The sequence below is a fragment of the Arthrobacter sp. FW306-04-A genome (assembly GCF_044358315.1).
In the GTDB taxonomy this organism is placed as follows: Bacteria; Actinomycetota; Actinomycetes; order Actinomycetales; family Micrococcaceae; genus Arthrobacter.
Genome location: NZ_CP084559.1, coordinates 2,806,468 through 2,829,836 on the forward strand (window position 1 = coordinate 2,806,468; position 23,369 = coordinate 2,829,836).

The 23,369-nt window shown below is 64.2% G+C and carries 24 protein-coding genes; 4 read left to right on the forward strand and 20 right to left on the reverse strand.

The window, feature by feature from the left end:
- Positions 1 to 74 precede the first annotated feature (74 nt).
- From LFT43_RS12905 to LFT43_RS12925, 5 genes are all read right to left on the reverse strand, one after another.
- The gene (locus LFT43_RS12905) at positions 75 to 3,095 is read right to left on the reverse strand and encodes an AAA family ATPase (protein WP_395797339.1); all 3,021 of its coding nucleotides are present in this window, start codon (positions 3,093 to 3,095) and stop codon (positions 75 to 77) included.
- Positions 3,092 to 4,282, reverse strand: coding sequence for an exonuclease SbcCD subunit D (locus LFT43_RS12910; protein WP_395797341.1), 1,191 nt, complete (start codon positions 4,280 to 4,282; stop codon positions 3,092 to 3,094). Before LFT43_RS12910 ends, LFT43_RS12905 begins: the two co-directional genes overlap by 4 nt.
- Before the next feature lie 89 nt (positions 4,283 to 4,371).
- Positions 4,372 to 5,298 (reverse strand): MIP/aquaporin family protein, encoded by a 927-nt coding sequence (locus LFT43_RS12915; RefSeq protein WP_395797343.1) that lies wholly within the window; start codon positions 5,296 to 5,298, stop codon positions 4,372 to 4,374.
- A gap of 135 nt (positions 5,299 to 5,433) precedes the next feature.
- Positions 5,434 to 5,784 (reverse strand): DUF202 domain-containing protein, encoded by a 351-nt coding sequence (locus LFT43_RS12920; RefSeq protein ID WP_395797345.1) that lies wholly within the window; start codon positions 5,782 to 5,784, stop codon positions 5,434 to 5,436.
- Positions 5,781 to 6,137: a YidH family protein gene (locus LFT43_RS12925; protein ID WP_395797347.1), complete on the reverse strand. Its 357-nt coding sequence runs from the start codon at positions 6,135 to 6,137 to the stop codon at positions 5,781 to 5,783. Before LFT43_RS12925 ends, LFT43_RS12920 begins: the two co-directional genes overlap by 4 nt.
- 77 nt (positions 6,138 to 6,214) lie before the next feature.
- On the opposite strand from LFT43_RS12925, the gene LFT43_RS12930 reads away from it, so the two are divergent.
- Positions 6,215 to 7,300 (forward strand): ADP-ribosylglycohydrolase family protein, encoded by a 1,086-nt coding sequence (locus LFT43_RS12930; protein WP_395797349.1) that lies wholly within the window; start codon positions 6,215 to 6,217, stop codon positions 7,298 to 7,300.
- Positions 7,301 to 7,311: 11 nt separating this feature from the next.
- Here LFT43_RS12930 and LFT43_RS12935 read toward each other — a convergent pair whose 3' ends face one another.
- The 6 genes from LFT43_RS12935 to LFT43_RS12960 form a co-directional block, all read right to left on the reverse strand.
- Positions 7,312 to 7,860 (reverse strand): DUF4395 domain-containing protein, encoded by a 549-nt coding sequence (locus LFT43_RS12935; RefSeq protein ID WP_395797351.1) that lies wholly within the window; start codon positions 7,858 to 7,860, stop codon positions 7,312 to 7,314.
- 66 nt (positions 7,861 to 7,926) lie between these two features.
- The gene (locus LFT43_RS12940; RefSeq protein WP_395797353.1) at positions 7,927 to 8,949 is read right to left on the reverse strand and encodes an exonuclease domain-containing protein; all 1,023 of its coding nucleotides are present in this window, start codon (positions 8,947 to 8,949) and stop codon (positions 7,927 to 7,929) included.
- A 97-nt stretch (positions 8,950 to 9,046) separates the two neighbouring features.
- Entirely contained in the window at positions 9,047 to 9,307 is a 261-nt protein-coding gene (locus LFT43_RS12945; protein WP_395797355.1) for a DUF4235 domain-containing protein, read from the reverse strand.
- A gap of 193 nt (positions 9,308 to 9,500) precedes the next feature.
- Positions 9,501 to 10,751 (reverse strand): MFS transporter, encoded by a 1,251-nt coding sequence (locus LFT43_RS12950; protein WP_395803067.1) that lies wholly within the window; start codon positions 10,749 to 10,751, stop codon positions 9,501 to 9,503.
- Positions 10,752 to 10,773: 22 nt separating this feature from the next.
- Positions 10,774 to 11,655 carry an SDR family oxidoreductase gene (locus LFT43_RS12955; protein ID WP_395797357.1) on the reverse strand — a complete coding sequence of 294 codons (882 nt, stop codon included), beginning with the start codon at positions 11,653 to 11,655 and terminating at the stop codon, positions 10,774 to 10,776.
- A complete protein-coding gene (locus LFT43_RS12960; protein WP_395797359.1) occupies positions 11,652 to 12,638 on the reverse strand; it encodes a helix-turn-helix transcriptional regulator in 987 nt (328 codons plus the stop codon). Before LFT43_RS12960 ends, LFT43_RS12955 begins: the two co-directional genes overlap by 4 nt.
- Before the next feature lie 117 nt (positions 12,639 to 12,755).
- Between LFT43_RS12960 and LFT43_RS12965 the strand changes: the two genes are divergently transcribed.
- Positions 12,756 to 13,517 carry a VTT domain-containing protein gene (locus LFT43_RS12965; RefSeq protein ID WP_395803069.1) on the forward strand — a complete coding sequence of 254 codons (762 nt, stop codon included), beginning with the start codon at positions 12,756 to 12,758 and terminating at the stop codon, positions 13,515 to 13,517.
- A 59-nt stretch (positions 13,518 to 13,576) separates the two neighbouring features.
- Here LFT43_RS12965 and rdgB read toward each other — a convergent pair whose 3' ends face one another.
- The 6 genes from rdgB to clpS form a co-directional block, all read right to left on the reverse strand.
- A complete protein-coding gene (gene rdgB / locus LFT43_RS12970) occupies positions 13,577 to 14,215 on the reverse strand; it encodes an RdgB/HAM1 family non-canonical purine NTP pyrophosphatase (RefSeq protein ID WP_395803071.1) in 639 nt (212 codons plus the stop codon).
- An 8-nt stretch (positions 14,216 to 14,223) separates the two neighbouring features.
- A complete protein-coding gene (gene rph / locus LFT43_RS12975; protein WP_078108499.1) occupies positions 14,224 to 14,982 on the reverse strand; it encodes a ribonuclease PH in 759 nt (252 codons plus the stop codon).
- Positions 14,983 to 15,025: 43 nt separating this feature from the next.
- Positions 15,026 to 15,823, reverse strand: a complete 798-nt coding sequence (locus LFT43_RS12980; protein WP_395797362.1) for an MBL fold metallo-hydrolase — start codon at positions 15,821 to 15,823, stop codon at positions 15,026 to 15,028.
- Positions 15,820 to 16,890 (reverse strand): glutamate racemase, encoded by a 1,071-nt coding sequence (gene murI, locus LFT43_RS12985; RefSeq protein WP_395797364.1) that lies wholly within the window; start codon positions 16,888 to 16,890, stop codon positions 15,820 to 15,822. Before murI ends, LFT43_RS12980 begins: the two co-directional genes overlap by 4 nt.
- 105 nt (positions 16,891 to 16,995) lie before the next feature.
- Positions 16,996 to 17,562 carry a DUF2017 domain-containing protein gene (locus LFT43_RS12990; protein ID WP_395797366.1) on the reverse strand — a complete coding sequence of 189 codons (567 nt, stop codon included), beginning with the start codon at positions 17,560 to 17,562 and terminating at the stop codon, positions 16,996 to 16,998.
- Positions 17,555 to 17,938, reverse strand: a complete 384-nt coding sequence (clpS, locus tag LFT43_RS12995; protein WP_395797368.1) for an ATP-dependent Clp protease adapter ClpS — start codon at positions 17,936 to 17,938, stop codon at positions 17,555 to 17,557. Before clpS ends, LFT43_RS12990 begins: the two co-directional genes overlap by 8 nt.
- 153 nt (positions 17,939 to 18,091) lie before the next feature.
- On the opposite strand from clpS, the gene LFT43_RS13000 reads away from it, so the two are divergent.
- Both LFT43_RS13000 and LFT43_RS13005 read left to right on the forward strand, forming a co-directional pair.
- On the forward strand, positions 18,092 to 19,420 hold the full coding sequence (locus LFT43_RS13000) for a nicotinate phosphoribosyltransferase (protein ID WP_395797370.1): 1,329 nt from the start codon (positions 18,092 to 18,094) through the stop codon (positions 19,418 to 19,420).
- Positions 19,421 to 20,047 (forward strand): isochorismatase family protein, encoded by a 627-nt coding sequence (locus LFT43_RS13005; RefSeq protein WP_395797372.1) that lies wholly within the window; start codon positions 19,421 to 19,423, stop codon positions 20,045 to 20,047.
- A gap of 33 nt (positions 20,048 to 20,080) precedes the next feature.
- On the opposite strand, the gene LFT43_RS13010 is transcribed toward LFT43_RS13005, so the two are convergent.
- From LFT43_RS13010 to nagB, 3 genes are all read right to left on the reverse strand, one after another.
- Positions 20,081 to 21,859 carry a DEAD/DEAH box helicase gene (locus tag LFT43_RS13010; RefSeq protein WP_395797374.1) on the reverse strand — a complete coding sequence of 593 codons (1,779 nt, stop codon included), beginning with the start codon at positions 21,857 to 21,859 and terminating at the stop codon, positions 20,081 to 20,083.
- Between the two features lie 272 nt (positions 21,860 to 22,131).
- On the reverse strand, positions 22,132 to 22,473 hold the full coding sequence (locus LFT43_RS13015) for a DUF3039 domain-containing protein (RefSeq protein ID WP_265977242.1): 342 nt from the start codon (positions 22,471 to 22,473) through the stop codon (positions 22,132 to 22,134).
- 22 nt (positions 22,474 to 22,495) lie between these two features.
- Positions 22,496 to 23,278 carry a glucosamine-6-phosphate deaminase gene (gene nagB, locus LFT43_RS13020; RefSeq protein ID WP_395797377.1) on the reverse strand — a complete coding sequence of 261 codons (783 nt, stop codon included), beginning with the start codon at positions 23,276 to 23,278 and terminating at the stop codon, positions 22,496 to 22,498.
- Positions 23,279 to 23,369 lie beyond the last annotated feature (91 nt).

Here is a 23,369-nt window from a genome sequence, read left to right on the forward strand (position 1 = left end):
GCGCGCGACCCGGTGTAACCCTCCAAGTCTACCGGACGGCTCGCTGAGGATGCGTCCGTTCCGGCGGCTCCGTCCTAGGCAGCCGTGGCGTCGACTATTCGCACGGTGGAGCCGTTGCGACTCTTGATCACTTGGAGCTGGCTGCTGATTCTCTGCTTCATTTCGGCAACGTGGCTGACGAGCCCGACTACCCTGCCGCCGTCGCGCAATCCTTCCAGCGCGTCCATCACCTGTTCCAGGGACTGCTCGTCGAGGCTCCCGAAGCCCTCATCCACGAACAAGGTCTCAATATCTACGCCGCCGGCCTCTTGCTGGACAACATCCGCGAGCCCCAGGGCCAAGGCGAGCGAGGCCATGAAGGATTCCCCGCCGGAAAGGGTAGCGGTGTCCCGCCGCTGTCCCGTCCATTCATCCACGACCTCCAGGCCAAGGCCCGATTTCGCGCCCCGGGCCGCCTTGGCGTCCGTGTGCTGAAGGGTGTAGCGGCCATCGCTCATGGCAACAAGGCGCTCCGAAGCCGCCGCTGCGACTTGTTCGAGCCGGGCAGCCAGGACATAGCTGTTGAGGCTCATTTTGTAGCCATTGTCGCCCGATCCCCTGGCGGTTTCGGCGAGTTCACTGAGCACCCGGGCGCGTTCGCGGGGTTCCCGTCCCGAGGCCGACACTACTTCATACTGCGAGCGGAGCGTTGCAAGGCTGGTTACCGTTCGGGCGGCGAGCCCCGCAGCAAGGGCAAGACGGCGCGCCGCTTCTTCCGCTTGACCGGCCTCCCGTTCGAGGGCGGCCAGCTCGACGGCGGCCAAGGGCACCTCGCCGATCTGGGCTTCCTTGGCAGCAAGCACAAGGTCCTCGGACTCAAAAAGCTCCGCGAGACGGGCGCTCTCGGTCTCGGAAGCCCTGACGGCTTCGTCTAAGCGGGCGGCGTACTGTTCTTCGAGGATATCGCGCCGGGCATCCTCGGCTGTCCCGTAATGGTTTGCCGAAAAGGCACGTTCCAAGGCCGCCGAAGCATCGTCCAAGGCCTCCCGGGCGACCTCCAGCTGGGCGCCTGCGGTGACGGCGGACTGGAGGAGCTCGCGCTGCCTGGTCAATGCCTCGATCCTGCCATGGAGCGTATCGAAGCCGTCACGAAGCCCGGAAAGCAAGGTGTCCAGGGACTCGCGTTGTTCGCTCAGCAGGATCCGGGCCGACTCGTCCTGGGCCGCAACCGTGTCATCCCGGAGTTGCTCTTCTTCCAAGCGGGAAATCCGCTCCATCACACGGGCGAGACTTTCCTTGCCTCGCTTGAGTCCTTCGACGGCGAGCCGTGCTGAGGCGAGCGCGTCTTTAGCCAAGGCCTCGGTGAAAGCAGCTTCCTTCGGATCGATGCCTCCACCTTGGGCCGCGAGCACGGCGACCTCCTGCTCGGCGGAGGCGAGTTCAGCCGACGCCTGGAGAAGCTCGTGCTCGCTCTCGTCATAGCGCTCGTGGGCGGATTGCTCTTCCTCGGCAAGGGCCAAGGCCGTCAATCCGGCTGGCGCTGGCGAAGGGTGCTCAGCGCTTCCGCAGACAGGACATGCTTCACCATCATGCAGCTTCGCTGCGAGCTCTGCGGCGGCGTTGGCCAAGCGGGATTCGCGGAGATCCAACCAGAGTTGGCGGAGGTCCTGGGAAAGGGCACGGGCCAATGCGTGCCGTTTTACCGCCGCGGAGAGGGATTCGAGGGCGGCTGCGTGACGAGCCACGGTCTTGACAGTGTTCTGTGCCGCCGCGGCTTCGCTTTCGCGCAGGGGCAGTTCCAAGGCTTCCGCTTCCAGTGGGCCCAGACCGGTTTCCAAGGAGGCTGCCTCCGCGCGAAGCGCTACCAAGTTCAGGGACCTTGATTCCTTGGCGGTGTCCCGATGCTTTGCCGCAACATTGAGTCCGACAAGCCGGCCAGCAATATGGTCGAGCTCTTGTTCGTCCGCAACCCGGGCCTCCAGGACCGCCGTGGTTTCCCCAATCCTTGCCAGGGCCGCGACGGGATCGCTTACGTCCAAAGAGGCCGCGAGGAGCTTCGCCGTAGCCGACTCGGCCTTCGAGGCCGCGAGGTCCAGTGCCTTCGCAGCACGGTCAGCGGCGTCGAGCTGGCCGCCGAGAACGGCCGCCTTCCGGTGACGTCCAAGACGGTCGCGGAATTCCTGGACTTCGGTTGCACGCGCGGAGAGCGCTTCGTGGCGGCGCGTGGCGGCGTCGAGCTTCGCGTGCCGTTGAACCCGTTCCCGGGCAGAGTTGAGCTTATCTGCCAGCTGAAGCCTGGCTGCGTCGGCGGAGCTGGCAGACTGTTGCCGCTCCAGCGATTCGGCCCGCGCCCGTGCTTCCATGTGCCCAAGCCTGAGTTCCGGCGTCCCCACGCCGGACCCGGCGTCATGGACATCCGGCTCGACGGACTCTTCAACGCCCAGCTGTGCAAATTCCGATTCGGCCCGCTGCAGGAGCAAGTGAAGACCGTTCTGGTTGTCATCCACTTCTGCGCGCGCGGCGTTTGCCTGGAGGGCCAACTTTTGCTCGATGGCTTCAAAACGCTGGGTGCCGAAAAGTTTCTGCAGCAGGTCGAGCCGGTCGGAAGCCTTGGAGCGTAGGAAGGCCGCGAAGTCTCCCTGCGGCAGCATGACCACCCTGGTGAACTGCTCCCGGTCCATCCCGAGGACATCACCGATTTCCGCACCGGCTTCGTCGTTGCGGGAACTCTTTTCTTCCCACGAACCGTTGACCCGTTCACGCAGGAGGGTCTTGGCCTGCTGGGTGGTGAAGCCTTTGCGTCCGCGGGCACTGGGCCTGTCCCACGCCGGGGAGCGGGTGACTTCGAGGCGCCTGCCGCGCGCCGAGAATTCGCAGACAACGCGGGGCTCTGCAGCCGGTTCCGCGTGGTCGCTACGCAAGCGTTTGCCGTCTTGGCGGGCGCCGGGCACCGAACCGTACAAGGCAAAGCAGATGGCGTCGAGCACGCTCGTCTTTCCGGCGCCGGTGGCACCGTTCAGGAGGAACAGACCCTGAGCGCCCAGCTGATCGAAGTCGATCGACTGAACCCCGGCAAACGGCCCGAAAGCCTCGATCTCAAGGCGGTGGATTCTCACAGCTCCGCTCCTTCCAGCCGGACCGCTTCCAAGGCTTCATGAAGGGCGGAAAGTTCCGTCTCGTCAGCCGTCCTCCCGCGCACATGGTCAAGGAATCCACAGCAAACGCCGAGATCGTCCTCGGCTTCAGCAAGCCTGCTGCTGTAGCTGGCCTTGGCCCTTCCCTCGGCGTCCTCAGGGTCAAAGCCCAGCACAAGTGTGTCCGGGAAACGGGTACGCAACTGTTCCATGGCTTGCGCCGGCCGCGCGGAGTCAGTGAGGGTGATCTGGCAGTAGGCGGATTCGGCCCAGTTGTGTTCCTCGGACTCCAAAAGCTCGGCGAGCTTTCCCCTGAGAATCGCCAGCTCCCGCGGTGCCCTCCACAAGATCTCCCCGACGCTCTTCACGCCGTCCACTCCGACATCAATCAGCCAGGCGCCCTTCCGATGCTTGGCTTCGGAGAACGAGTACGCCAGCGGCGAACCCGAATACCGGACGTGCTCCGAAAGTTCCTGCCGCCCGTGGAGATGGCCCAAGGCCGTGTAGCCAAAGCCGTCGAAAAGATCGAGTGGCACTGCTCCCAAACCGCCGATGCTCAGATCGCGTTCGCTCTCCGAGGTGATGCCTCCACTCGCGAACGTATGTGCCAGCACTACGGAATGCACAGGTCCCGTCTCGCTTCTCCGAGCGATGTCCTTGTGAATCAGCTGCACCGCTGCCCGGGTGACGTCAAAATGACTCGCCGTTTGTGTGCTGAGCCGTTCGGCAACGAGCCTAGGTTCAAGATAGGGAATGCCGTAGACGGCCAACACCGGGGCACCCGGATTGGCCCTGCTGGCCTCGTTCCCGTCAAGTGCGAACAAGACCGGGGAATCCAAGTCCTCCACCCGTGTCCTCAAATGGACTCCGCCGCGCTCCAGCAAGCGTGAGGCGAACCCGAGGCGGATCGCGGAATCATGGTTGCCGCTTGTCAGCACCACCTTGGCCCCGGCGTCCGTGATCCGAACCAGGGCGTCGTCGAGAAGCTTCACAACATCCAGGCCAGGAAGTGCACGGTCGTAAACGTCACCGGCAATCAGCACGACATCGACCGATTGCTCGCGGATAACTGCCAGCAATTGCTCAATGAAGTTGCGCTGGGCATCGAGCATCCCGACGCCGTGGAATGAGCGGCCCAGGTGCCAATCCGAAGTGTGAAGAAGCTTCATGTTTTCACGCTAACGGGAGGCACAGACATTTTTGGCGCGGCACGGCGGCGCCGGCAATATCGGGGTCTTCCGGTCAACTAATTCCGGGCTCAGTCCCGCTTGCCGTCGAAGAAATCACGGGCGGGGTCGACGGCGGGCTTCACTTCTTCAGCCGCAGCAGCCGCAGCAGCCGCCACGGGTGAAACCTCTGCCGGGCCATCCGGGGCGGCGGCGTCCGTGTCGTCGTCGGACTCTTCGTCCCCTTCGCCGGACTGCGCCGGTTCTTCAATCTCCGCGACGGCTGCCGGAGCGGACTCGCCAAAGCCGCGGAAGATGAGACCCGCGATCGCTGCCCCCACCAAGGGTGCCACCCAGAAGAGCCAGAGCTGCTCCAGCGCCCAGCCGGAGCTGAAAACGGCGGCCGCGGTGGCACGGGCCGGGTTGAAGGCAAGGTTGCCGATGGACTGGCCCAATTGCAGCAGCGCTGCGACGGTCAGGCCGACGGCGAACGGTGCGGCAACCTTGCTGGGGTTCCGCCGGGCCGTGACCCCCAGGAAGACCCCTACCAGGATCGCCGCGCCGAGTACCTCCATGAGCATCGCGCCAGTGAGCGGAACCTGGAAGCTGGAATGCGCACCGAACCCCGAGGCCGCGGTGTCAAAGACGTTGCGGCTGTCGGTGATCCCGGGAACAGTCCGCACCACCGCGAAGACCGCCAATGCACCCAGCAAACCACCCACAAGCTGGGCTCCTAGATAGGCGGCTCCATCCACGAGCTTCGTGCGCCCAGCGATCATGTGACCAACTGTGACTGCCGGGTTGAAATGCCCACCCGACAAGTAGCCGAAGGCAAGCATGGCAGCGGTAACGGCGATGCCGCTGGCCAGCGACGCCGGCATCGGAACCGCCTGGGGATTGATGAAGATGAGCACACCCAAGCCAATAACCACAAGGAACAGCGTCCCCAGAGCTTCAGCGGACGCCCGGGCGATGAGGCCCGGACCGCGGGAGGAGGGAACGGACACAGTTGTGGTCATGTCGGAGGATTCCTTAGTTCGAAGTTCGGGTGGCGTTTTGCGGAGGCGCACGGCAACAGCTAGCCAACCAGCAGATCGCGCGCTGTGCCCTGCAGCATCCTGTCAGCCGAGTCTGGACGCTTCCTGAATCCGAGCCTAATCGCCAAGCGCGATCGCGGCGACCGCCGCGCAGCCCAGTGCGATGATGGACAGCGCGCTTGCCAGCATGAGGACAGCCGACGCTTCGTCCGCGCCCTGGTGGAGCTGACGCGACCTAACCCAAACAACGCTACCCAGAACGATCGTCGCAGCGGCGGCCGTCAAAGCGCAGATTCCTTGGTAGTCGAGCCCCGGTATTCCAGTGGGCACTTGCCCCGCGCCGGACTTAGCCGACAGCCACCTGCGCCAGATAAAGAGATCCACAACGAGAAGCGAAATAAGGGTCCGGCGCCAGGCGAGCGTGGTGCGCTCTGGCTGCAGCCCTGAATCCCTGGCCTCGACGCTCAACGCGCCATCAGGATCAACACAGCGAACGTGAAGGCTGCCACGGCAACCACGATGGTCATCAGCATCATGACCCGTGAGAACGGCAACGCTTGGTCGTTGCGCATAGCGGCCTCCATCTGCGCCCAACGTCGGTAGGCAAGCGTCGCGAGGCCCGCACCAATGATTGAAAGCACGACACACAGGACAATGCGCACGGGCTGAGGTGCGATGTTCGGAGCAAGCTGATCGATCGCTACAGCGCCCGCCAGCAGCGCCAAGGAAGTGCGAATCCAGGCGAGGAAGGTCCGCTCATTTGCCAGGGAGAATCTGTAGTCCGGCGTCTTTCCGGTTTTCCGCCACGCGGGTTCACGCATCAATGCCTCCTGGTTCAGGAGCCACCGTATCAGTGGGCATGTGAAGTCCGGCGACGCAGCCGCGGTAAATTACCACTATGAGTGCTGAACCGTCCCCCTCCGTCGCGCCATCCTTCGAGTCCCGGGTCCTCGGCTGCCTGCTGGGCGGCGCGCTGGGCGATTCGCTCGGCTACACGGTGGAATTCGACGACGTGGACACCATCCGCTCCCGCTACGGCGCGGCAGGCCTCACCTCCTTCGGACAGCTCGACGGCGGCACCCACTTTTCGGACGACACCCAAATGACGCTGTACACCGTGGACGGCCTCGTGGAAGCACTTGAGTGGGCCAACGACGGCGTAGCCGCCGATGAAACGGCGTGCCTCTGGCTGGCTTATCTTCGCTGGCTCGCCACCCAGGACGTGGCCTTGCCGGCGTCGGCCCCCGTTCCCCACCCGCGTTGGATCGACAGCCAGGAAGTGCTCCGGCACCGCAGGCATCCGGGCAAAGCGTGCCTGAGCGGACTCGCCACGGGCCAGATGGGGACAAAATTTCGCCCTGTCAATCCGGAATCGAAGGGCTGCGGCACGGTGATGCGATCCGCTCCATTTGGCCTCGTCCCGCATATTTCCGAAGCCACGGTCTACAAGCTGAGCACCGACGCGGCGTCGCTGACCCACGGGCACCCTTCGGCACGGCAGAGTGCCGGCGCCTTCAGCGTGCTGGTGCACAAATTGGCCTCGGGCTTGGAGGTACGGACCGCGGCCGAACACGCATTGAGTGTGGTGGCGGCATTGCCGGATCCAGCCCCTGAACTCCTGGATCGTCTTCGCCAAGCGCTGGAACTATCCTCCACAGGCGCCATACTCAGCCCCGAAGAACTCACGGCGCAACTGGGCGAAGGCTGGGTCGCGGAGGAGGCACTCGCCGTCGGGCTCTATGCCGTGTTGGCAACCGCCGCCGCGGCGGAGGCACAGCTCGATCCAGCGGCCCATTTCCGTCAGGCGGTGGCCGTCGCGCTGAACCACAGCGGTGATAGTGACTCCACCGCTTCCATCGCGGGCAATATCCTGGGGGCATTCCACGGTGAGGCCGCCTTGCCGTCGGATTGGCTGGAAGCCCTTGAGGCGCCGGAGGTCATCCGCGCGATGGCGCAACAGTTGATTGCTGTCACGGTCGGCTAGGAATAGCCAGCTCAGGCCTGGCGAAGTGCGATGTTATTGCAGGCTTCGCAAATTTCCTCGGGAATGAGGCCGTGCTTCTGAAGGAAACCGAAAATGGCGCAGCCGAGGCAGAACCCCACAAACGACTCGAGGGACGCCGCGACAATCAATAGGGCCAGCAGGATCCACGCTCCCAGCGCGAAATCGGCGAAGAAGAGAACCACGGCAGCGGTACTCAGCACAGCGCCGATTCCTTGTGCGAAGCGCTTGGGCGGACCCGGGACAAGCTTGGCAGGACCGACCCGGGGTGCCAGGACCTTCACGGACAACAAGGCAAACGGCGAGATCCTGGGCCCGAACAGCACCCGCAACCAGAAACCGGCCGCAATCAGCACGAGTCCCCAGCCAAAGCCGGTGAGGAGCGTAAGCACCGCAGCCAAAACCACAAGGCCCGCAGTGATCCTCGCAGCGTACTCATTGACAGGATTGGGAAAAGCGAAGACGGCGCGCCACCCGGTGGCCGCCGGAGACGGCGTCCCTGCGGTGAACCGTGTGGTGTCAGCCTGCTTTCCCTGTGTCATGGCTCAAGGCTAGGAGTGCGGGCACGTAACGGGAAGCTTTGTTGCTCCGTATGAATATTGATGCTGCTAGCTTCCGCCGACCATCTGCAGAAACTCTCCCTCGGAAAGCACTTCGATCTGTTGGCCGCGGCTATGCAATTCCAAGACCCGCTTGGCTTTCCCCGTGAGGCGACCGTTCCGGAGATCGCCTGCCACGAAGCCGTCGCCCACCACCAGGACCGTGGTCCTTCCGGTGACGCGGCTCTCGGGACGTGCGCCCATCTCCGCGGCCCGCTGTTTCGCTTCCGGCCGCGCAATGGCAAGTTCACCCGTGAAAACTACAGTCTGGCCGAACAGCGGGTGGCCCGGTTCCGCTGCAGGGTTGGGCACCGGATTGGTGCCCTCTTCGGGCCAGTTGCTCCAGGCTCGACCAAGTTGGCCAGAGCCATTCCCGACGCCGGAGCGGCTAGAAGGTTGCGACCCGGCCGCGACGGCCGCGAGCGCAGCCAGGGTTTGCTTGGACAGGCCATCTCCGGGCTGGAAGGCCTGCTGTTTGGGCAAGGCCAGGCCGAGGGACAAGTAGAGCTCGGCAATACTGTTCGCATCGTTTCTGCGGGCAATATCGACCAGGATCCCCGCGCAAGCCCGGGCGTCCTCGGTGGCATCGTGATGGTTCACGAGGGGCACGCCGGCCTCTTCCGCGGCGTAGGGCAAGGAATTGGACACCAAGGAATAGCAGCGCCTGGACAACATTACGGTGCAAACGTATTCGTAGGCCGGACCGGACAGCCCGGACACTTCAAGCCCGGAACGGATGACGCCGAGATCGAAGGCCGCATTGTGGGCCGCCAAAATATCGCCGCCGATGAAAGCCCCGATTTCGGGAAAGAGATCCCCAAAGCGTGGAGCGCCGGCGACGTCCTCGGCCCGGATACCGTGGATTCGTGTGTTGTGGTACTCGAAGTGGTCGTGGTTTTCCGGTGGGCGCATCAGCCAGGAGGCTTCCTCCACCACCACTCCGCCGCGGACCTTGCTGAGGCCGACCGAGCACGGCGAGCCCCTGAAGCCGTTCGCAGTTTCAAAGTCGATCGCCGTAAAGTCCAATGCCACTGGTCAAGGTTACAGCGGAAAGAGCCGCCCGGCGCTCCAGGGGTGGTCGCCACGATGAGGGCGTCCGCGACGGCAGGACCACGGACAAACGACGGCCTCAAACTTCGCTTGCTGTCTCCTGCAAATTGACGAGAGCCTTCTTGGTTGCCCTTTGGGTCAGGACGTGGATCACTGACCCTGCTGCTGCCCCTGCGAGGCCAAACAGCACCACGCCAGGCAAGGAGTCCTCGAGATTAGTCGCATCCTTGGGGGCGTGTTTGCCGGTGGACTTGCTCCAGACTGCCTCCAAGACCTTATTGGCCGCAATTCCGGCGCCCATGCCCACGACCATGCCGAGCAGTTTGATCAAGACGTTCATCTGGTTCCTCCGATTGTGGCCGCACTGGCCGTCCAAATGCCTTCGGTGCTGCGCGACGCGCACGTGTCCAAGCAGCCTCCGGCCGTTTGACTAGGAATGATTGCGGATAATCAGCATGCTTAGCATTCAGCATAAGTGAAGATCAAGGTTCCGGCACAACGGTCGCCGGCCCAGCCTGGGACCATTCAAAGCCCTAGCGCCTCGGTCTTGTGGGCCGGTGTCCTGGGGCCGCCAGTTCTTGTGGACCGGATGGGTATCCGCCCCGGCGGCTGGCCACGACGATTGCGAGGGCTGCCGCCGTCGGGACGGCTGCGGCCAGCGGCACCCACAGGGCGCCGACAGTATTCAGCGCAAAAGCGCCGTACAAGGCGCCGACGGCGATGCCCAGTTGAATGGTAACCACCGTCAATCCGTTCGCGGCGTCCTTGTGTTCTCCGCCGGCGCGGAGGATCGCGGCCTGATTGTAAATACCGACGGCCCCGAAGGCACCTCCCCACACGGTCACCAGCACGAGTTCACCACCCCATGTGCCGCCCATTACTGGCAACAGGCCGAAGGCGACCACAAGCAGGGCGATTGCTGAAAGCAGAGAGCGCCGCGGATAGGAATCGGCAGTGAGACCGGCGATCCAGATCCCCAGGAGGCTGGCAGCCCCCACCACGGACAGGGAAAAGCTGGTGAAGGCATCCGGAAGGCCTGAGGCGTGGAGGAACGGGGCGATGTAGGTGAAGAGGGTGAAGTGGCCCAGGAGCAAGAGAGGCCAGGCCGTGGCCACCGCGATCACGCCGGGTAGGCTTAGGGCTCCGCGGAGGGTCGGCGTAGTATTGCCGTCCTCGTCGGGGGCTGCGGGGAGCACCCACACCGCCAGCAAGGCGAGGACCGCGCCGACTCCGGCCAGGACAAGGAACGAGGCACGCCAGCTGAGCACCGAGCCCATGAGTGTGCCGATCGGAGCGCCGACCGCAAGCGCGATGCTGTTACCGCTGAAGACCATGGCCATTGCTTTTCCGACAGAGTGCGCTGGAACGATCCTGGCAACATAGGGGGCCATGCTCGACCACAGCATCCCGTGAGCCACGCCCCCGAGGAGCCTAGCGGAAACTGCCAAGCCCAGGCTGGGGCTGGATGCCAACAGCACGTTGCTTAGCGCGAACGCGAGCACGGTGGCGATCAACAACGGCTTGCGCTGGACTCGTCCGCCTAGCAGCCTCGACAGGGGAAGGGCCGTGAAGACAATGACTGCCGCATAGGCGGCCGTGAGGGAGCCCACAGCTGATTCCACCACCCCCAGGTCCCTGCTGATCTGGGGCAGCAGTCCGGACGGAAGGAGTTCGGTGGTGACCGCTGTGAAACCTGCTGTGGCGAGGATCAGAAGACCTCCCCACGGGAACCTCGGGGCTCGGAGCGATGCCTCAGACGCGGCCTGTTGCGAAGAGGGCTGCATCGACGCACGTGTCATGGTGTCCTTAGGCGTCGTTGTGAGCGAGGTTGCCGGAGAGATCACGGTGGGCCTCGGCCTGAGCCCGGAGGGCCTTGGCCCGCTGCTCGAAGACACCCACAGCGTCCGTCCCTGCGGCGAACCGGAGTGGAGGCTCCTCCAGCCCGGCCAGTCGGATCAGGGCATCCGCGAGCTTGGCCGGGTCCCCGCCCTGCAGTCCGTCCATGCTCTTCCACGCCGTGACGGTCTGTTTGGTGCGTTCGGCGTAGTCCTCGATGGTGGATTCGGCGTAGCTCGTGGATTCCGGGGTGAGCAGCTCCGTGCGGAAGAATCCCGGTTCGACGAGCATGGTGCGGATCCCGAAGGGTGCGATTTCGGGGGCGAGGGATTCGGCCCAGCCCTCGATGCCGAACTTGGACGCGGCGTAGGCGGTCAGGAACTCTCCGCCGGCGATGCCCGCGGTCGAGGAGATTGTGACGACAAGACCCGAGCGCTGGGCCCGCATGACCGGCAGGGCCGCCCGGGTGACGTTCATGGGCCCGAACATGGTGGTTTCGATCTGTGCCCGGAAGTCCTCGGGGGTGATTTCCTCGAAGAACCCGGCGTGGAAGTTGCCGGCGTTGTTCACGAGCACGTCGATCCGGCCGAAGCGGTCGACGGCGGCCTGCACGGCCGCTTCCGCCGCGGCGGGGTCGGTGACGTCTAGCTTCACGGCCAGCAGGTCCTCGTTCTCGCCGACGGCCCGGGCGACTTTTTCCGGGTTGCGGCCGGTGGCGACGACCGCGTGGCCGGCGGCGAGGGCCGCCTTCGCAATGTCGGTTCCCATGCCGCGGCCCGCTCCGGTGATAAACCAGACCTTCTTCCCGCTCATGTCTTCCTGCTGTTCTGTGCTGGTTTTCTGTTCAGTCATGGTTCTGTCTTTCCTGGGTTGAGTGTCCCCGGCTGCGAATGGGAAGGCAGGCCTGGAGATCCACCGGCAGGGGTGCCGGCGGTAGTTGTTCCGGGAGGCGATGCCGCCCAGCTGGCAAGAAACGTCAGCGCGTTCCCGGACGCGGAGCCAGGCTCCGCGGTGAAGGTGAACAGGGTCTGACCTTCATCGCCGGGAAGGTCCAGCGTCTCGAACTGCAGGGATAAATCGCCGGCGAGCGGGTGATGGAAGCGTTTGGTCCCAGCGGTGTGGATCCGCACATCGTGTCCGGCCCACAGCGCGGCGAATAGCGCGCTGCGCGTGGTCAGCTCCCCGACCAGCTCGTTCAACACACGGTCGTCGGGGTTCCGCCCCGATTCCGAGCGCAACATCGCGACTGTGGTCGCCGCGACCGCGCGCCAATCAGGGTAGAAGTCCCCCGCGCCCGGATCAAGGAAGAGATAGCGCGCCTGGTTCGGCAGCCGCCCCGGAGTCCCTGGTCCCGACTGTGCAGCTGAGTTGAACTGTGCGGCGAAACTGAACACCGGCCCATACAGCGCCCGGCCCAACAGGTTCGCGGCCAGCACGTCCGAACGGCCGTTCTGCACGATGGCTACCGCTCCGGTCATCCCGTCCAGCAGACGCAGCACCCCGGGACGGACCCTTTGCTGCGGCGGCTGGCGTGGCAACCGACGCGACGGGACGTTGGCCGTCCTTGCCAGATCCATCAGGTGCGCCCGCTCAGCCTCGTCCAACTGAAGGGCAGATGACACGGCCTCGAGCACAGCGTCAGAGACGCCGCGAATACTGCCGCGTTCCAGGCGGGTGTAGTAGTCTGCGCTCACTCCCGCGAGTTGCGCCACTTCCTCACGGCGCAGGCCGGGAACACGGCGCAACTCCCCGTACACCGGGATGCCGGCCTGCTCCGGGCTGATCTTCGCTCGACGCGTGATCAGGAACGCACGGATGTCGTCTCTTCTGTCCACATCCACCACGCTACGCACGCCGGGCGAATGGTGGCAGTGTCTGTCAGACACCCCCGGCGGATGTCTCAAGGCCCGACGGCGGTTGTCCCGTACCCTTGAAGGGTGACCCTTTCTGCGATGAACGCCTTTGCCGTATCCGCTTTGGGGGGCGCAGGACAGGTGCAGCCGCACATGTCCGCGCTTCTCCCCGACTGGTTGAACCCCCAGGTCTTCCTGGCCGACCCCGCTTTGGCGCCGTGGGTAGTCCTGGTTGTCTGCGGAATTGTGTTCGCAGAGACGGGGCTCCTGGTGGGCTTCTTCCTGCCTGGCGATTCCATGCTCTTCACCGCGGGCTTGCTCGTGGCCACGGACACCATCAAGTTCAATATCTGGGCACTTGCTGCCCTGATCATTGTGTCGGCGATCATCGGCAACCAGAGCGGCTACCTCATTGGCTCCAAGGCCGGACCCGCCATTTTCAACAAGCCTGATTCCAAGCTGTTCAAGCGGGAGAATGTAGAAAGCGCACACGCCTTCTTCGAAAAGCACGGCGGTAAGGCCTTGATCCTGGCGCGCTTCGTCCCGATCATCCGTACCTTCGTCCCGGTGATCGTCGGCGTCGCGCAAATGGACAAGCGCAAGTTCTTCATCTTCAACGTGATCGGCGCCGCGCTCTGGGGCGGCGGCGTCACGCTGCTCGGATACCTTCTGGGCGACAAGGTGCCGTGGGTCCGGGACAACCTCGACATCATCTTTGTGGTCATCGTGCTGCTCTCGGTGGTCCCCGTCGCCATCGAGGTCATCCGCGGCTTCCTGGCGAAGCGCAAGGCCACCGAACGTGGAACAGAACCCGTCGAGGAGTTCATCGAAGAACACGAAGCCGGCAAGCGCAGCGAATAGCTGAGCCGGCCCCATCAAGTCGAATGGCACCCTGCAGTAGCGGGGTGCCATTCGCTTTTCTAGCGCAGGGCGTCCACGATGGCCGGAAGCAGAGCCCGGAACGCCTTGGCACGGTGGCTGATGGCGTTCTTTTCCTCGGAACTCAACTCGGCGCAGCTGCGGTCCAAGCCCTGGGGCTGAAGCACGGGGTCGTAGCCGAATCCACCCGCACCGCGGGGTTGACGCAAGAGGGTGCCTTCCAGCTGGCCGTATTCGACTACCTCCCGCCCACCGCCGTCGACGGCGTCGGGTACAGCGAGCGCCGCCGCGCAGACGAACGCCGCTCCGCGGTGTGTGTCGGGGACGTCGGACAATTGCGCCAACAAGAGTTGGAGATTGGCGGCATCGTCACCATGCCGGCCGGACCAACGGGCCGAGAAGATGCCGGGGGCTCCACCGAGAACGTCCACGGCGAGCCCGGAATCATCGGCAATCGCCACCAGTCCGGTGGCTTCGGCCACGGCCCGTGCCTTGAGCAGGGAGTTCTCGGCAAAAGTCACCCCGGTCTCTGCAACGTCTGGGGCTCCTGCTGCGGCCGCGTCAATCACTTGGGTATCGACATCGAGCCCCGGGACCTGTCCCCTGAGGAGTTCCCTGAGCTCGCGCAGTTTGCCCTTGTTGTGGGTGGCGAGAACGAGCCGCGGAACAGCTGCGGTCATTGCCTCGCTCACGGGGCCTCGGCCAGGGTCTCGCGCTGGATCGCCGCCAGTTCGCCCGTGCCAATGAGGGCAAGGTCCAGCAGCGCATTCAGCTCATCGCGGTCGAACGGGGCTCCCTCTGCGGTTCCCTGGACCTCTACGAACTTCCCCGAGCCGGTGACCACCACGTTCATATCGGTTTCGGCACGCACGTCCTCTACGTAGGGCAGGTCCAGCATGGGGATGCCGTCGATGATCCCTACAGAGACGGCAGCGATCGTGTCGATCAGGGGCTGCGCGTTCTTTGCGATCATCTTGTTCTCCCGGGCGAAGCGGATCGCTTCGGCGAGTGCCACGTAGGCGCCGGTGATCGCTGCGGTGCGGGTTCCGCCGTCGGCCTGGAGGACGTCGCAGTCCAGCACGATCGTGTTCTCGCCTAGCGCCTTGGTGTCGATGATGGAACGCAGCGACCTGCCGATCAGGCGCGAAATCTCGTGCGTGCGTCCGCCGATCCTTCCCTTGACCGACTCACGGTCGGAACGGGTGTTCGTGGCCCGCGGCAGCATGGCATATTCGGCCGTGACCCAGCCGCGGCCTTCACCTTTGAGCCAGCGCGGCACGCCTTCGGTCAGGGAAGCTGTGCACAGCACCCGGGTGTTGCCGAATTCGATCAGGGCCGAGCCTTCGGCCTGTTTGGACCAGCCGCGCGTAATGCTGATGGGACGGAGCTGATCAGGCGTGCGGCCGTCGGCACGGATGACGGGGACAGATGTGGCTTCGGAAGTCATACTGCAAGCTTAGCGATCACAGGGCCGCTGCTGGACTGCGGGTTCAGACGGTGTAGTGAACCCCGGCAACCGCGACGGCGACATCGCCGGCGAACTCGGGCCGCGCCTCTGCCATGACCTTGGTCTGCGACGTCCACACGGGGATGTGAGTCAGGAGGAGGCGTCGGGCTCCCGCGGCTGTGGCTGCCTGCCCCGCGCGTTTTCCGGTCAGGTGCACATCCTTGATGTCGTCGTCGCGGCCTTCTTCGAAGGCCGCCTCGCACAGGAAGAGATCCGCGTTGCGGGCTGCATCCTCAAGTCCCTGGCACGAGTCGGTGTCTCCTGAGTACGTCAGGATCCTGGTGACGGGACTTCCTTCTTTGCCCGGCTCCGTAACCTCTACGCGCAATGCGTAGGCCTCTTCCACGGGATGGTTCACGGCATACGGCGTCACCGTGAACGGTCCAAGCTGCACGGACTGGCGTTCGCTCCAGTTGCTGAAGTCGAATTCTTCGTGCATTCCGGGGTCCAGTTCCAGCCCGTAGGCGGTGGCCATCCGGTCGGCGGTCGCGGCGGGCCCCCACACGGGGATCCTGTCCCGACCCCAACCGCCTGGCTTCCAGCGGACGGCCACGTGCAGGCCGCACAGGTCCATGCAGTGGTCCGGGTGCAGATGGGTCAGGAAGATCGCGTCGATGTCCTCGAGGTCCATGTACCGTTGGATGGCCCCGAGCGCGCCGCTGCCTAGGTCCATGACGATCTTCCACTGGCGTTCGCCGTCTTGCGCGGTCAGCAGGTAGCACGACGCCGGAGAGCCCGGCCCGGGAAAGGAACCTGTGCAGCCAACAATGGTCAGTTTCACTGGATGCGGCCCCCGCGGGCCGCGGCGAATCCGTTGACGGTGAAGGCTACAGGATCAACGAAGTTGGAGGTCCTCGCATGGTGGCCTCCAGTGCGGGCGGCCTCCAGCATTTCCGGGGTGATGCGCGCGAGGCTTCCTGTCGGGTACTGAGCGGCCACATGATCCACGTGGCGCACGGACAGGACCTCAGGGCCGAGGAAGCGGCGCGCCAGCGTTTCGAATTGGACAGCGTCCCCGGTCGCCATGAAGTCGTGCCGCGGCAGGCTGGCATCGGTGCGCTGGATCCCGTGCGTGGCCAGGGCGCGGTACACGTCTTTGGCCGTCTCCTCGGCGCTGGACACAAGGGTGACGTCCTCCCCCATGACGTATGAGATCACTCCCGTCAGCAGCGGATAGTGCGTGCAACCCAACACCACTGTGTCCACACTGGCGTCCCTGAGAGGTTCCAGGTACTCGTGGGCTGCGGCCAGGAGCTCGGGACCGGTGGTGATGCCGGCTTCCACGAAGCTCACGAATTCCGGACAGGCCACCGAGGTGATATTCAGGTCCGGGGCAGCGGCAAAGGTGTCCTCGTAGGCACGGGAACCCACTGTGGCCGACGTTCCGATCACGCCGATCCGGCCAGAGCGCGTAGCGGACACCGCCCGCCGGACCGCCGGCTGGATGACTTCGATGACGGGAATCCCGTAGCGGGCCGTATACCGCTCCCTGGCATCGCGCAAAACTGCGGCCGAGGCTGAATTGCAGGCGATGGTCAGAAGCTTGACGCCGGAGTCCACGAGCTCGTCCATGACCCCGAGGGCGTTGGCCCGGACTTCGGCGATAGGAAGAGGCCCGTAAGGTCCGTTGGCAGTGTCGCCCACGTAAATGATGGACTCGTTGGGCAATTGGTCGATGATTGACCGCGCCACGGTAAGCCCGCCCACTCCGGAATCGAAGACACCTATGGGGCGTGATCCCAGCAAAGTGTTGTCTTCCTTGTTGTTCAGTGTTTCCGGCTTGCGCTGGGATTCCGGCGCCGATGCGGCGCTCTCCCCACCCGATACCGTATCCGATGCTGAGTTCATGATTCTTAGAGAATAAGCCAAGGCATGTGCCGCAGCCATGACTTGTGGCGGGGGCCTCGTGTCTGTTTTGTCACACGGAAGGCCGCGAGCACGTCTAATTTCACCTCAGGATTTCCGGTCCATCGATGCCATCATGGCCTGCACCAGCGATTCCTGGAGCCACGTGGTGAAGTTGTACACGAGCGCCAGATAACTCTCTACGTCTTCGGCCTGGGACCAGTCCTGCATGGCGTGGACATGGTCGGCATCGGCTTCGTCGCGGATATCGAGGCGCTCGGCCAGGACCAGGCGGACGTCGTTGAGCGCCATGGACCAGAGTTTGGCCTCCTCCGGCGTGAGCACAAGCTCGTTGCGGTCCAGGCCCATCGCTGCGGCCCGAAGCGCACCGATTTTTCCTTCGCGCAACGCGCGCTCGGTGAGCTGGCGGAACTCGAGGGAAGCCGCGTCGTCGTTCTTCGTGACGTTTGGCAGCAGCCTGAGCAAGGCGCGATCAGACGGCTCCTTGACATTCATGTCCAGGCCGATCAAGGCCGTCAAAGGGTCTTCATTCTGGGACAACTGCGGTTCCAGCATGGAAATGACATCGTCCAGAAGACCGCGCAGGAGGTCGCGCTCGGCGGGCTCAAGGTAGCCGGTGATGCCTTTGAGTCCGTACTTGAAAGCCTTAGCCACGTGCGCCACCCTTGCGTCCCCGGCCGTCGCCGCTGCTCGCCTTTTCAACCGTTGCCCACAAACCGTAGCCGTGCATGGCAACCGCGTGCTGCTCAACCTGTTCCTTGCCACCGTACGCCACGATCGAACGGCCCTTCCTGTGGACCTCGAGCATGAGTTTGTTGGATTTCGCCTCGGAATAGCCGAAGTAGCTCTGGAACACGTAACTCACATAGCTCATGAGATTGACGGGATCGTTCCAGACCACCAGGTTCCAAGGGATGTCAGCAGCGCTGAGGAGGTCGGTGGACGACTGCTCCGCGGTGTCCGTCCGTTCCTCTCCCTTTAAGCCTATGTCTGTGGCTGCGCAGGTGCCGGGGGCGACGGTAGTGGTCATCTGTCCATTCTATGGCGATCGATGGGCCCACATCGGCGAGGGGCCCGGGTCAAGCGAAGCGAGACCTGGGAGCCGGTGGGTGGGCCCACGCCGGCGAGGGGCCCGGGTCGAGCGAAGCGAGACCTGGGAGCCGGTGGGGACTAGAGTGAATTCGTGAGCAGATCCGTCGCCTGGGACCATCCCCGCACGTCGTTGTACACCGATCACTATGAGCTAACAATGCTGGAAGCTGCCCTGCATTCCGGGGCCGCGCACCGGCGCTCGGTCTTCGAGGCCTTCGCCCGCCGCCTGCCCGATGGCCGCCGCTACGGCATCGTCGCCGGCACCGGCCGGCTGCTCGAGGGAATCAAGGACTTCCGTTTCGGCAACGCCGAGCTCGCCTTCCTGGACCAGCACAAAGTGGTGGACAGGCAAACCCTCGACTTCCTGGCTGACTACAGGTTCTCAGGCGACATCTGGGGCTATCCCGAGGGTGAAGCGTACTTCCCCGGCTCCCCCATCCTGATCGTCGAATCCACGTTCGCGGAAGCGTGCATCCTGGAAACCTACATCCTGTCCGTGCTCAACCACGACACCGCCATAGCTTCGGCCGCCTCCCGCATGACTAGTGCCGCCGGGAACCGGCCCTGCATCGAGATGGGCTCCCGGCGCACCCAGGAGGAATCCGCGACGGCGGCTGCACGGGCCGCGGTCATCGCCGGTTTTGGCAGCACCTCCAACCTTGAGGCCGGCCGGCGTTACGGCATCAAGACCGTAGGCACGGCGGCCCACTCGTTCACGCTCCTGCACGATACCGAGCGCGAGGCCTTCGAAGCGCAGATCTCCGCCTTTGGACCGGGAACAACGCTTCTAGTTGACACCTACGACGTCGGGACCGGGGTTCGCACAGCCGTCGAACTCGCAGGTGACAAGCTCGGGGCGGTCCGCCTGGATTCCGGAGACCTGGTTGCCCAGGCACAATGGGTTCGGGAGCTTCTGGACAGTCTCGGCAACGTCAACACCAGGATCGTCGTCACCTCGGACCTCGATGAATACGCGATCGCCGCCCTCCAATCGGCCCCGGTGGATGTGTACGGCGTGGGCACCTCCCTGGTCACTGGATCGGGAGCGCCGACGGCCAGCATGGTCTACAAGCTGGTCAGCCGGACCAACGATGCCGGGGAATTCGTCTCTGTCGCCAAGGTTGCCAAGAACAAGGCCAGCGTGGGCGGGCGCAAATACGCCCTCCGCAAACTTGACGAACGCGGCATCGCAACGCACGAGATCGTAGGCATCGGACACCGGCCGGAAGACGACGGCAACGACCGCCCCCTGCTCCAGCAGTTCATCAAGAATGGTGAACTGCTCCCTGGGTGGACAGGACACGAAGGCGTGGTCCGGGCACAGGATCGCCATTCAGCCACCATGGCTGAGCTCCCTCCCGTGGTTCGGAGGCTGCAACGCGGCGAGCCGGCAATCCCCACCATCTACGAGGAGGACTGAATGTCCCGGGCCCTGATCATCGTCGACGTCCAGAACGACTTCTGCGAGGGCGGATCCCTTGCCGTGGAAGGTGGCGCTGCTACCGCCGCCGCCATCAGCGAATACCTCGACGCCAATCACCAGCATTTCGACCACATCGTGGCCACACAGGACTGGCATGTGGACCCGGGCAGCCATTTTTCCGACACGCCGGACCTGGTGGACAGTTGGCCACCGCATTGCCGCGCCGGGAGCAAAGGCGCCGAACTCCACCCGGACCTGGATGCCGAGTACATCCAGGCCTGCTTCCGCAAGGGACAGTACACCGCGGCCTACTCAGGGTTCGAAGGAGTCCTGGCACCCGAAGACGAAGTGCCCACGGGCGAGCTCGCACCCGGCGCCGTCCCTTCCGCCGAGCTGGACGAAGACGCACTGGGCCTCGACGACTGGCTGCAAAGCCACGGAGTGGAAGAAGTGGTGGTGGTGGGAATAGCCACCGACTATTGCGTCAAGGCCACCGCTTTGGACGCCGTCCAGGCCGGCTACTCCGTGACAGTGATCGGCGAACTCACCGCCGGAATCGCGGAAGATCTTGGCGAGACCTACGCGGAACTCGAGGAAAACGGCGTCGAACTGGGACAGAGCTGAGGCCGGGAATCCCGGCCAAGCAGTCAAGCGGTTCTACTTCCGCCCGATGAACCAATCCTGAAGCTTGCGCAGCCGCGACTGCAATTGGTCTTCGTTCGCTTGGGCGACGGCCGGCCCGCCGCACACTTCGCGCAATTTGTTATGAACGACGCCGTGCGGAGTACCTGTCCGGGCAGACCAGGCCGCCACGTTCTTGGCAAGCTCGTTGCGCAGATCCATAAGCATCCGATGGTCTGGAACCACGGGTGACGCTGCGGCCGCCAACGGCGACTGACGCTTCTTCCGCGACTGCTGATCATGTTGCCGTTGCCTGAGCAAAGTTCCCACCTGCTCGGCATCGAGCAGCCCCGGAATCCCGAGGAAATCAAGTTCGTCCTCGGAACCGATATCTGCTCCCGTACCGAATTCGCCGCCATCGAAGAGCACGCGGTCAAAGGACGCCTGGGAATCGAGTGCTTCGAACTTACCCTTTTCCAGGGAGTCCGACGCCTTCTCCTCGCGGTTGGCCTCGGCCATCAGGTTCTCTTCGGGGTTGAAGAGACCATCCGGATCTTCCTTCTCGGGCCGGTCCAGGGCATGGTCCCGCTCGGCCTCCATGGAGTTGGCGAGGGCCATGAGGGGCGGCACGGAGGGCAGGAACACCGACGCCGTCTCGCCGCGCCTGCGGGCACGGACGAAGCGGCCCACGGCCTGGGCGAAAAACAGCGGCGTGGACGTGGACGTCGCGTAGACGCCGACCGAAAGCCGGGGGACGTCAACGCCTTCTGACACCATGCGGACAGCCACCATCCAGCGCTTGTCGCTCGCGGTGAACTCCTCGATCTTGTGCGAAGCCTTGGAATCATCGGACAGAATCACCGTGGGCGACTGGCCAGTGATCTTCTTGAGCTGGCCGGCGTACGCACGGGCGTCGTCGTGGTCCGTCGCAATGACGAGGCCTCCGGCGTCGGGCACGGTACGGCGCACCTCGCTGAGGCGCTTGTCCGCGGCGGCAAGAACCGCAGGGATCCATTCGCCGGTGGCGTTCAGCGCGGTCCGCCAAGCCTGGGAGGTGATGTCCTTGGTCACGGCGGCCTCACCGAGGGAAGCCGCCATTTCGTCGCCGGCGCTGGTACGCCATCGCATCTGGCCCGAATACGCCATGAACAACACGGGGCGGACAACATGGTCCCTCAAGGCGTTGCCGTAGCCGTAGGTGTAGTCCGCCTTCGATCGGCGGATGCCGTCGCGGTCTTCGGCATATTCGACGAAAGGAATGGGCGAAGTATCTGAGCGGAACGGCGTACCTGTGAGGGCCAGGCGCCGCGCAGCGGGATCGAAGGCCTCCCGCAATCCGTCGCCCCAGGACAGTGCCTCTCCCCCGTGGTGGATTTCGTCCAGGATGACCAGCGTGCGGGCGGCCTCGGTCTTGGCGCGGTGGAGCATCGGCTTGCTTGCCACCTGTGCATATGTCACCGCGACGCCGACAAAGCCCCTGCCGTGCTGGCCGTCGGAATTCTTGAAGTTCGGGTCGATGGCAATGCCCACCTTGGCAGCGGCATCCGCCCACTGGCGCTTCAGGTGGTCCGTGGGAGCAACGATCGTCACGCGGTTGACGGTTCCGTTGTCAATGAGCGTCGAAGCGATCCGAAGGGCGAAGGTGGTCTTACCAGCGCCCGGCGTGGCCACTGCGAGGAAATCACGGGGATTGGCGGCCAGATACAGATCCAGTGCTTCCTGCTGCCAGGCACGCAGTTTCGGGGCGGTTCCCCAGGCTGCGCGTTCCGGATAAGCCGGTGGCAGGGCAGGGCCGCCGAAGAGTGTTTCAGTCACGCGGATTCCACCCGCCTGGTGTCTGCCTGACTCGCGGCAATCAAGCCGCGGGCCACGCCACCAGGCGCAGCTCCATGCAGGCCGCTGCACGAGGCAGCGACGATTCCAAGCAAGGCCGCTGTAGCCAGCGAAACCCAAATAACCACAAAAACACCCATCTTTTCCGGATGCGCCGGATCACGCATGGCAGTAAACAGGCAGGAGAAAACACTCCCTCCTGCTACTAGGGAATATCCAACTACTACGGATTGCTCACTGCTGGGACTTGCCTACTACTTGGAGTCGCCCGAGCCGCTGCCCTTGTCTCCGCCGTCGTTACCGGGGCGAAGTCCGTCATAGATTTCTTTGCACTCGGGGCAGACCGGGAACTTCTGCGGATCCCGGCCAGGAGTCCACACTTTGCCGCACAGCGCAATCACGGGTGCGCCTGTCAAGGCGGACTCCATGATCTTTTCCTTGCGGACATAGTGGGAGAAGCGCTCCCGGTCACCGGGTTCCACTTCCTGGCGCACTTCCTCGCGCTCAATGGTTGCAGTGGAAGTTCCGGCTCCGGAAAGCTCGCGCATGGGATCGTTTTCGAATGGGTCCGGAGGCAGCGTCGTCATGCCATCCATCTTAGCCGCTGCAGCTACGCGATCAGATGCTCTGCCAAGTCGGCTTGTTGTCGTACGTGTGGCGGTAGTAGTCGGCAAGCTTGAGCGAGGAAGCGGCAGCTTCATCAATCAGGATGGTGGCGTGCTGGTGCATCTGCAGCACCGATGCAGCGCAGATGGCTGCGACGGGCCCCTCCACGAAGTCCCGGACGGTCTGGGCTTTTTGCGCGCCGGTGGCAATCAGGACAACATGCCGCGCATCCATGATGGTTCCGAGCCCTTGCGTGACCACGTGGTGCGGGACGTCGTCGATGCTCTTGAAGAAGCGGGCGTTGTCCTTGCGGGTCTGCTCGATCAGCGTCTTGATCCGGGTCCGTGAGGCGAGCGACGATCCCGGCTCATTGAATCCGATGTGGCCGTCGGTCCCCACACCAAGAATTTGCAGGTCAACGCCGCCGAGCGCCCGCATGGAGTCCTCATACGCCTGGCACGCGGCAGGAAGGTCGGCTGCGGTGCCGTCGGGGCTATGGACGTTCGCGGGGTCGATGTTGACCCTGTCCGTGAATTCGCGCCGGATGACCTCACGGTACGATTCCGGATGTCCAGGCTCGAGCCCTACGTATTCGTCCAGGGCGAAAGCGTGGGCCTGGCTGAAGTCGAGGCCCCTTTCCTGGTGGCGGCGCGCAAGCTCGTCGTAGACAGGGAGCGGAGACGAGCCCGTGGCGAGGCCCAGGACAGCGTTCGGCTTTCGACGAAGCAGCGACTCGATGGCATCAGCGGCAAGTGCCCCGATCTGCTTGCTTCCCGGAAGGATGACAACTTCCATGGTCCACGACCTCTCTAGCTGATTTTCCCGGTTCGACTGGTTCGACTTTCAGGTTATCCCATGTCCCATATCTTGTCATTGTTGCTCATGG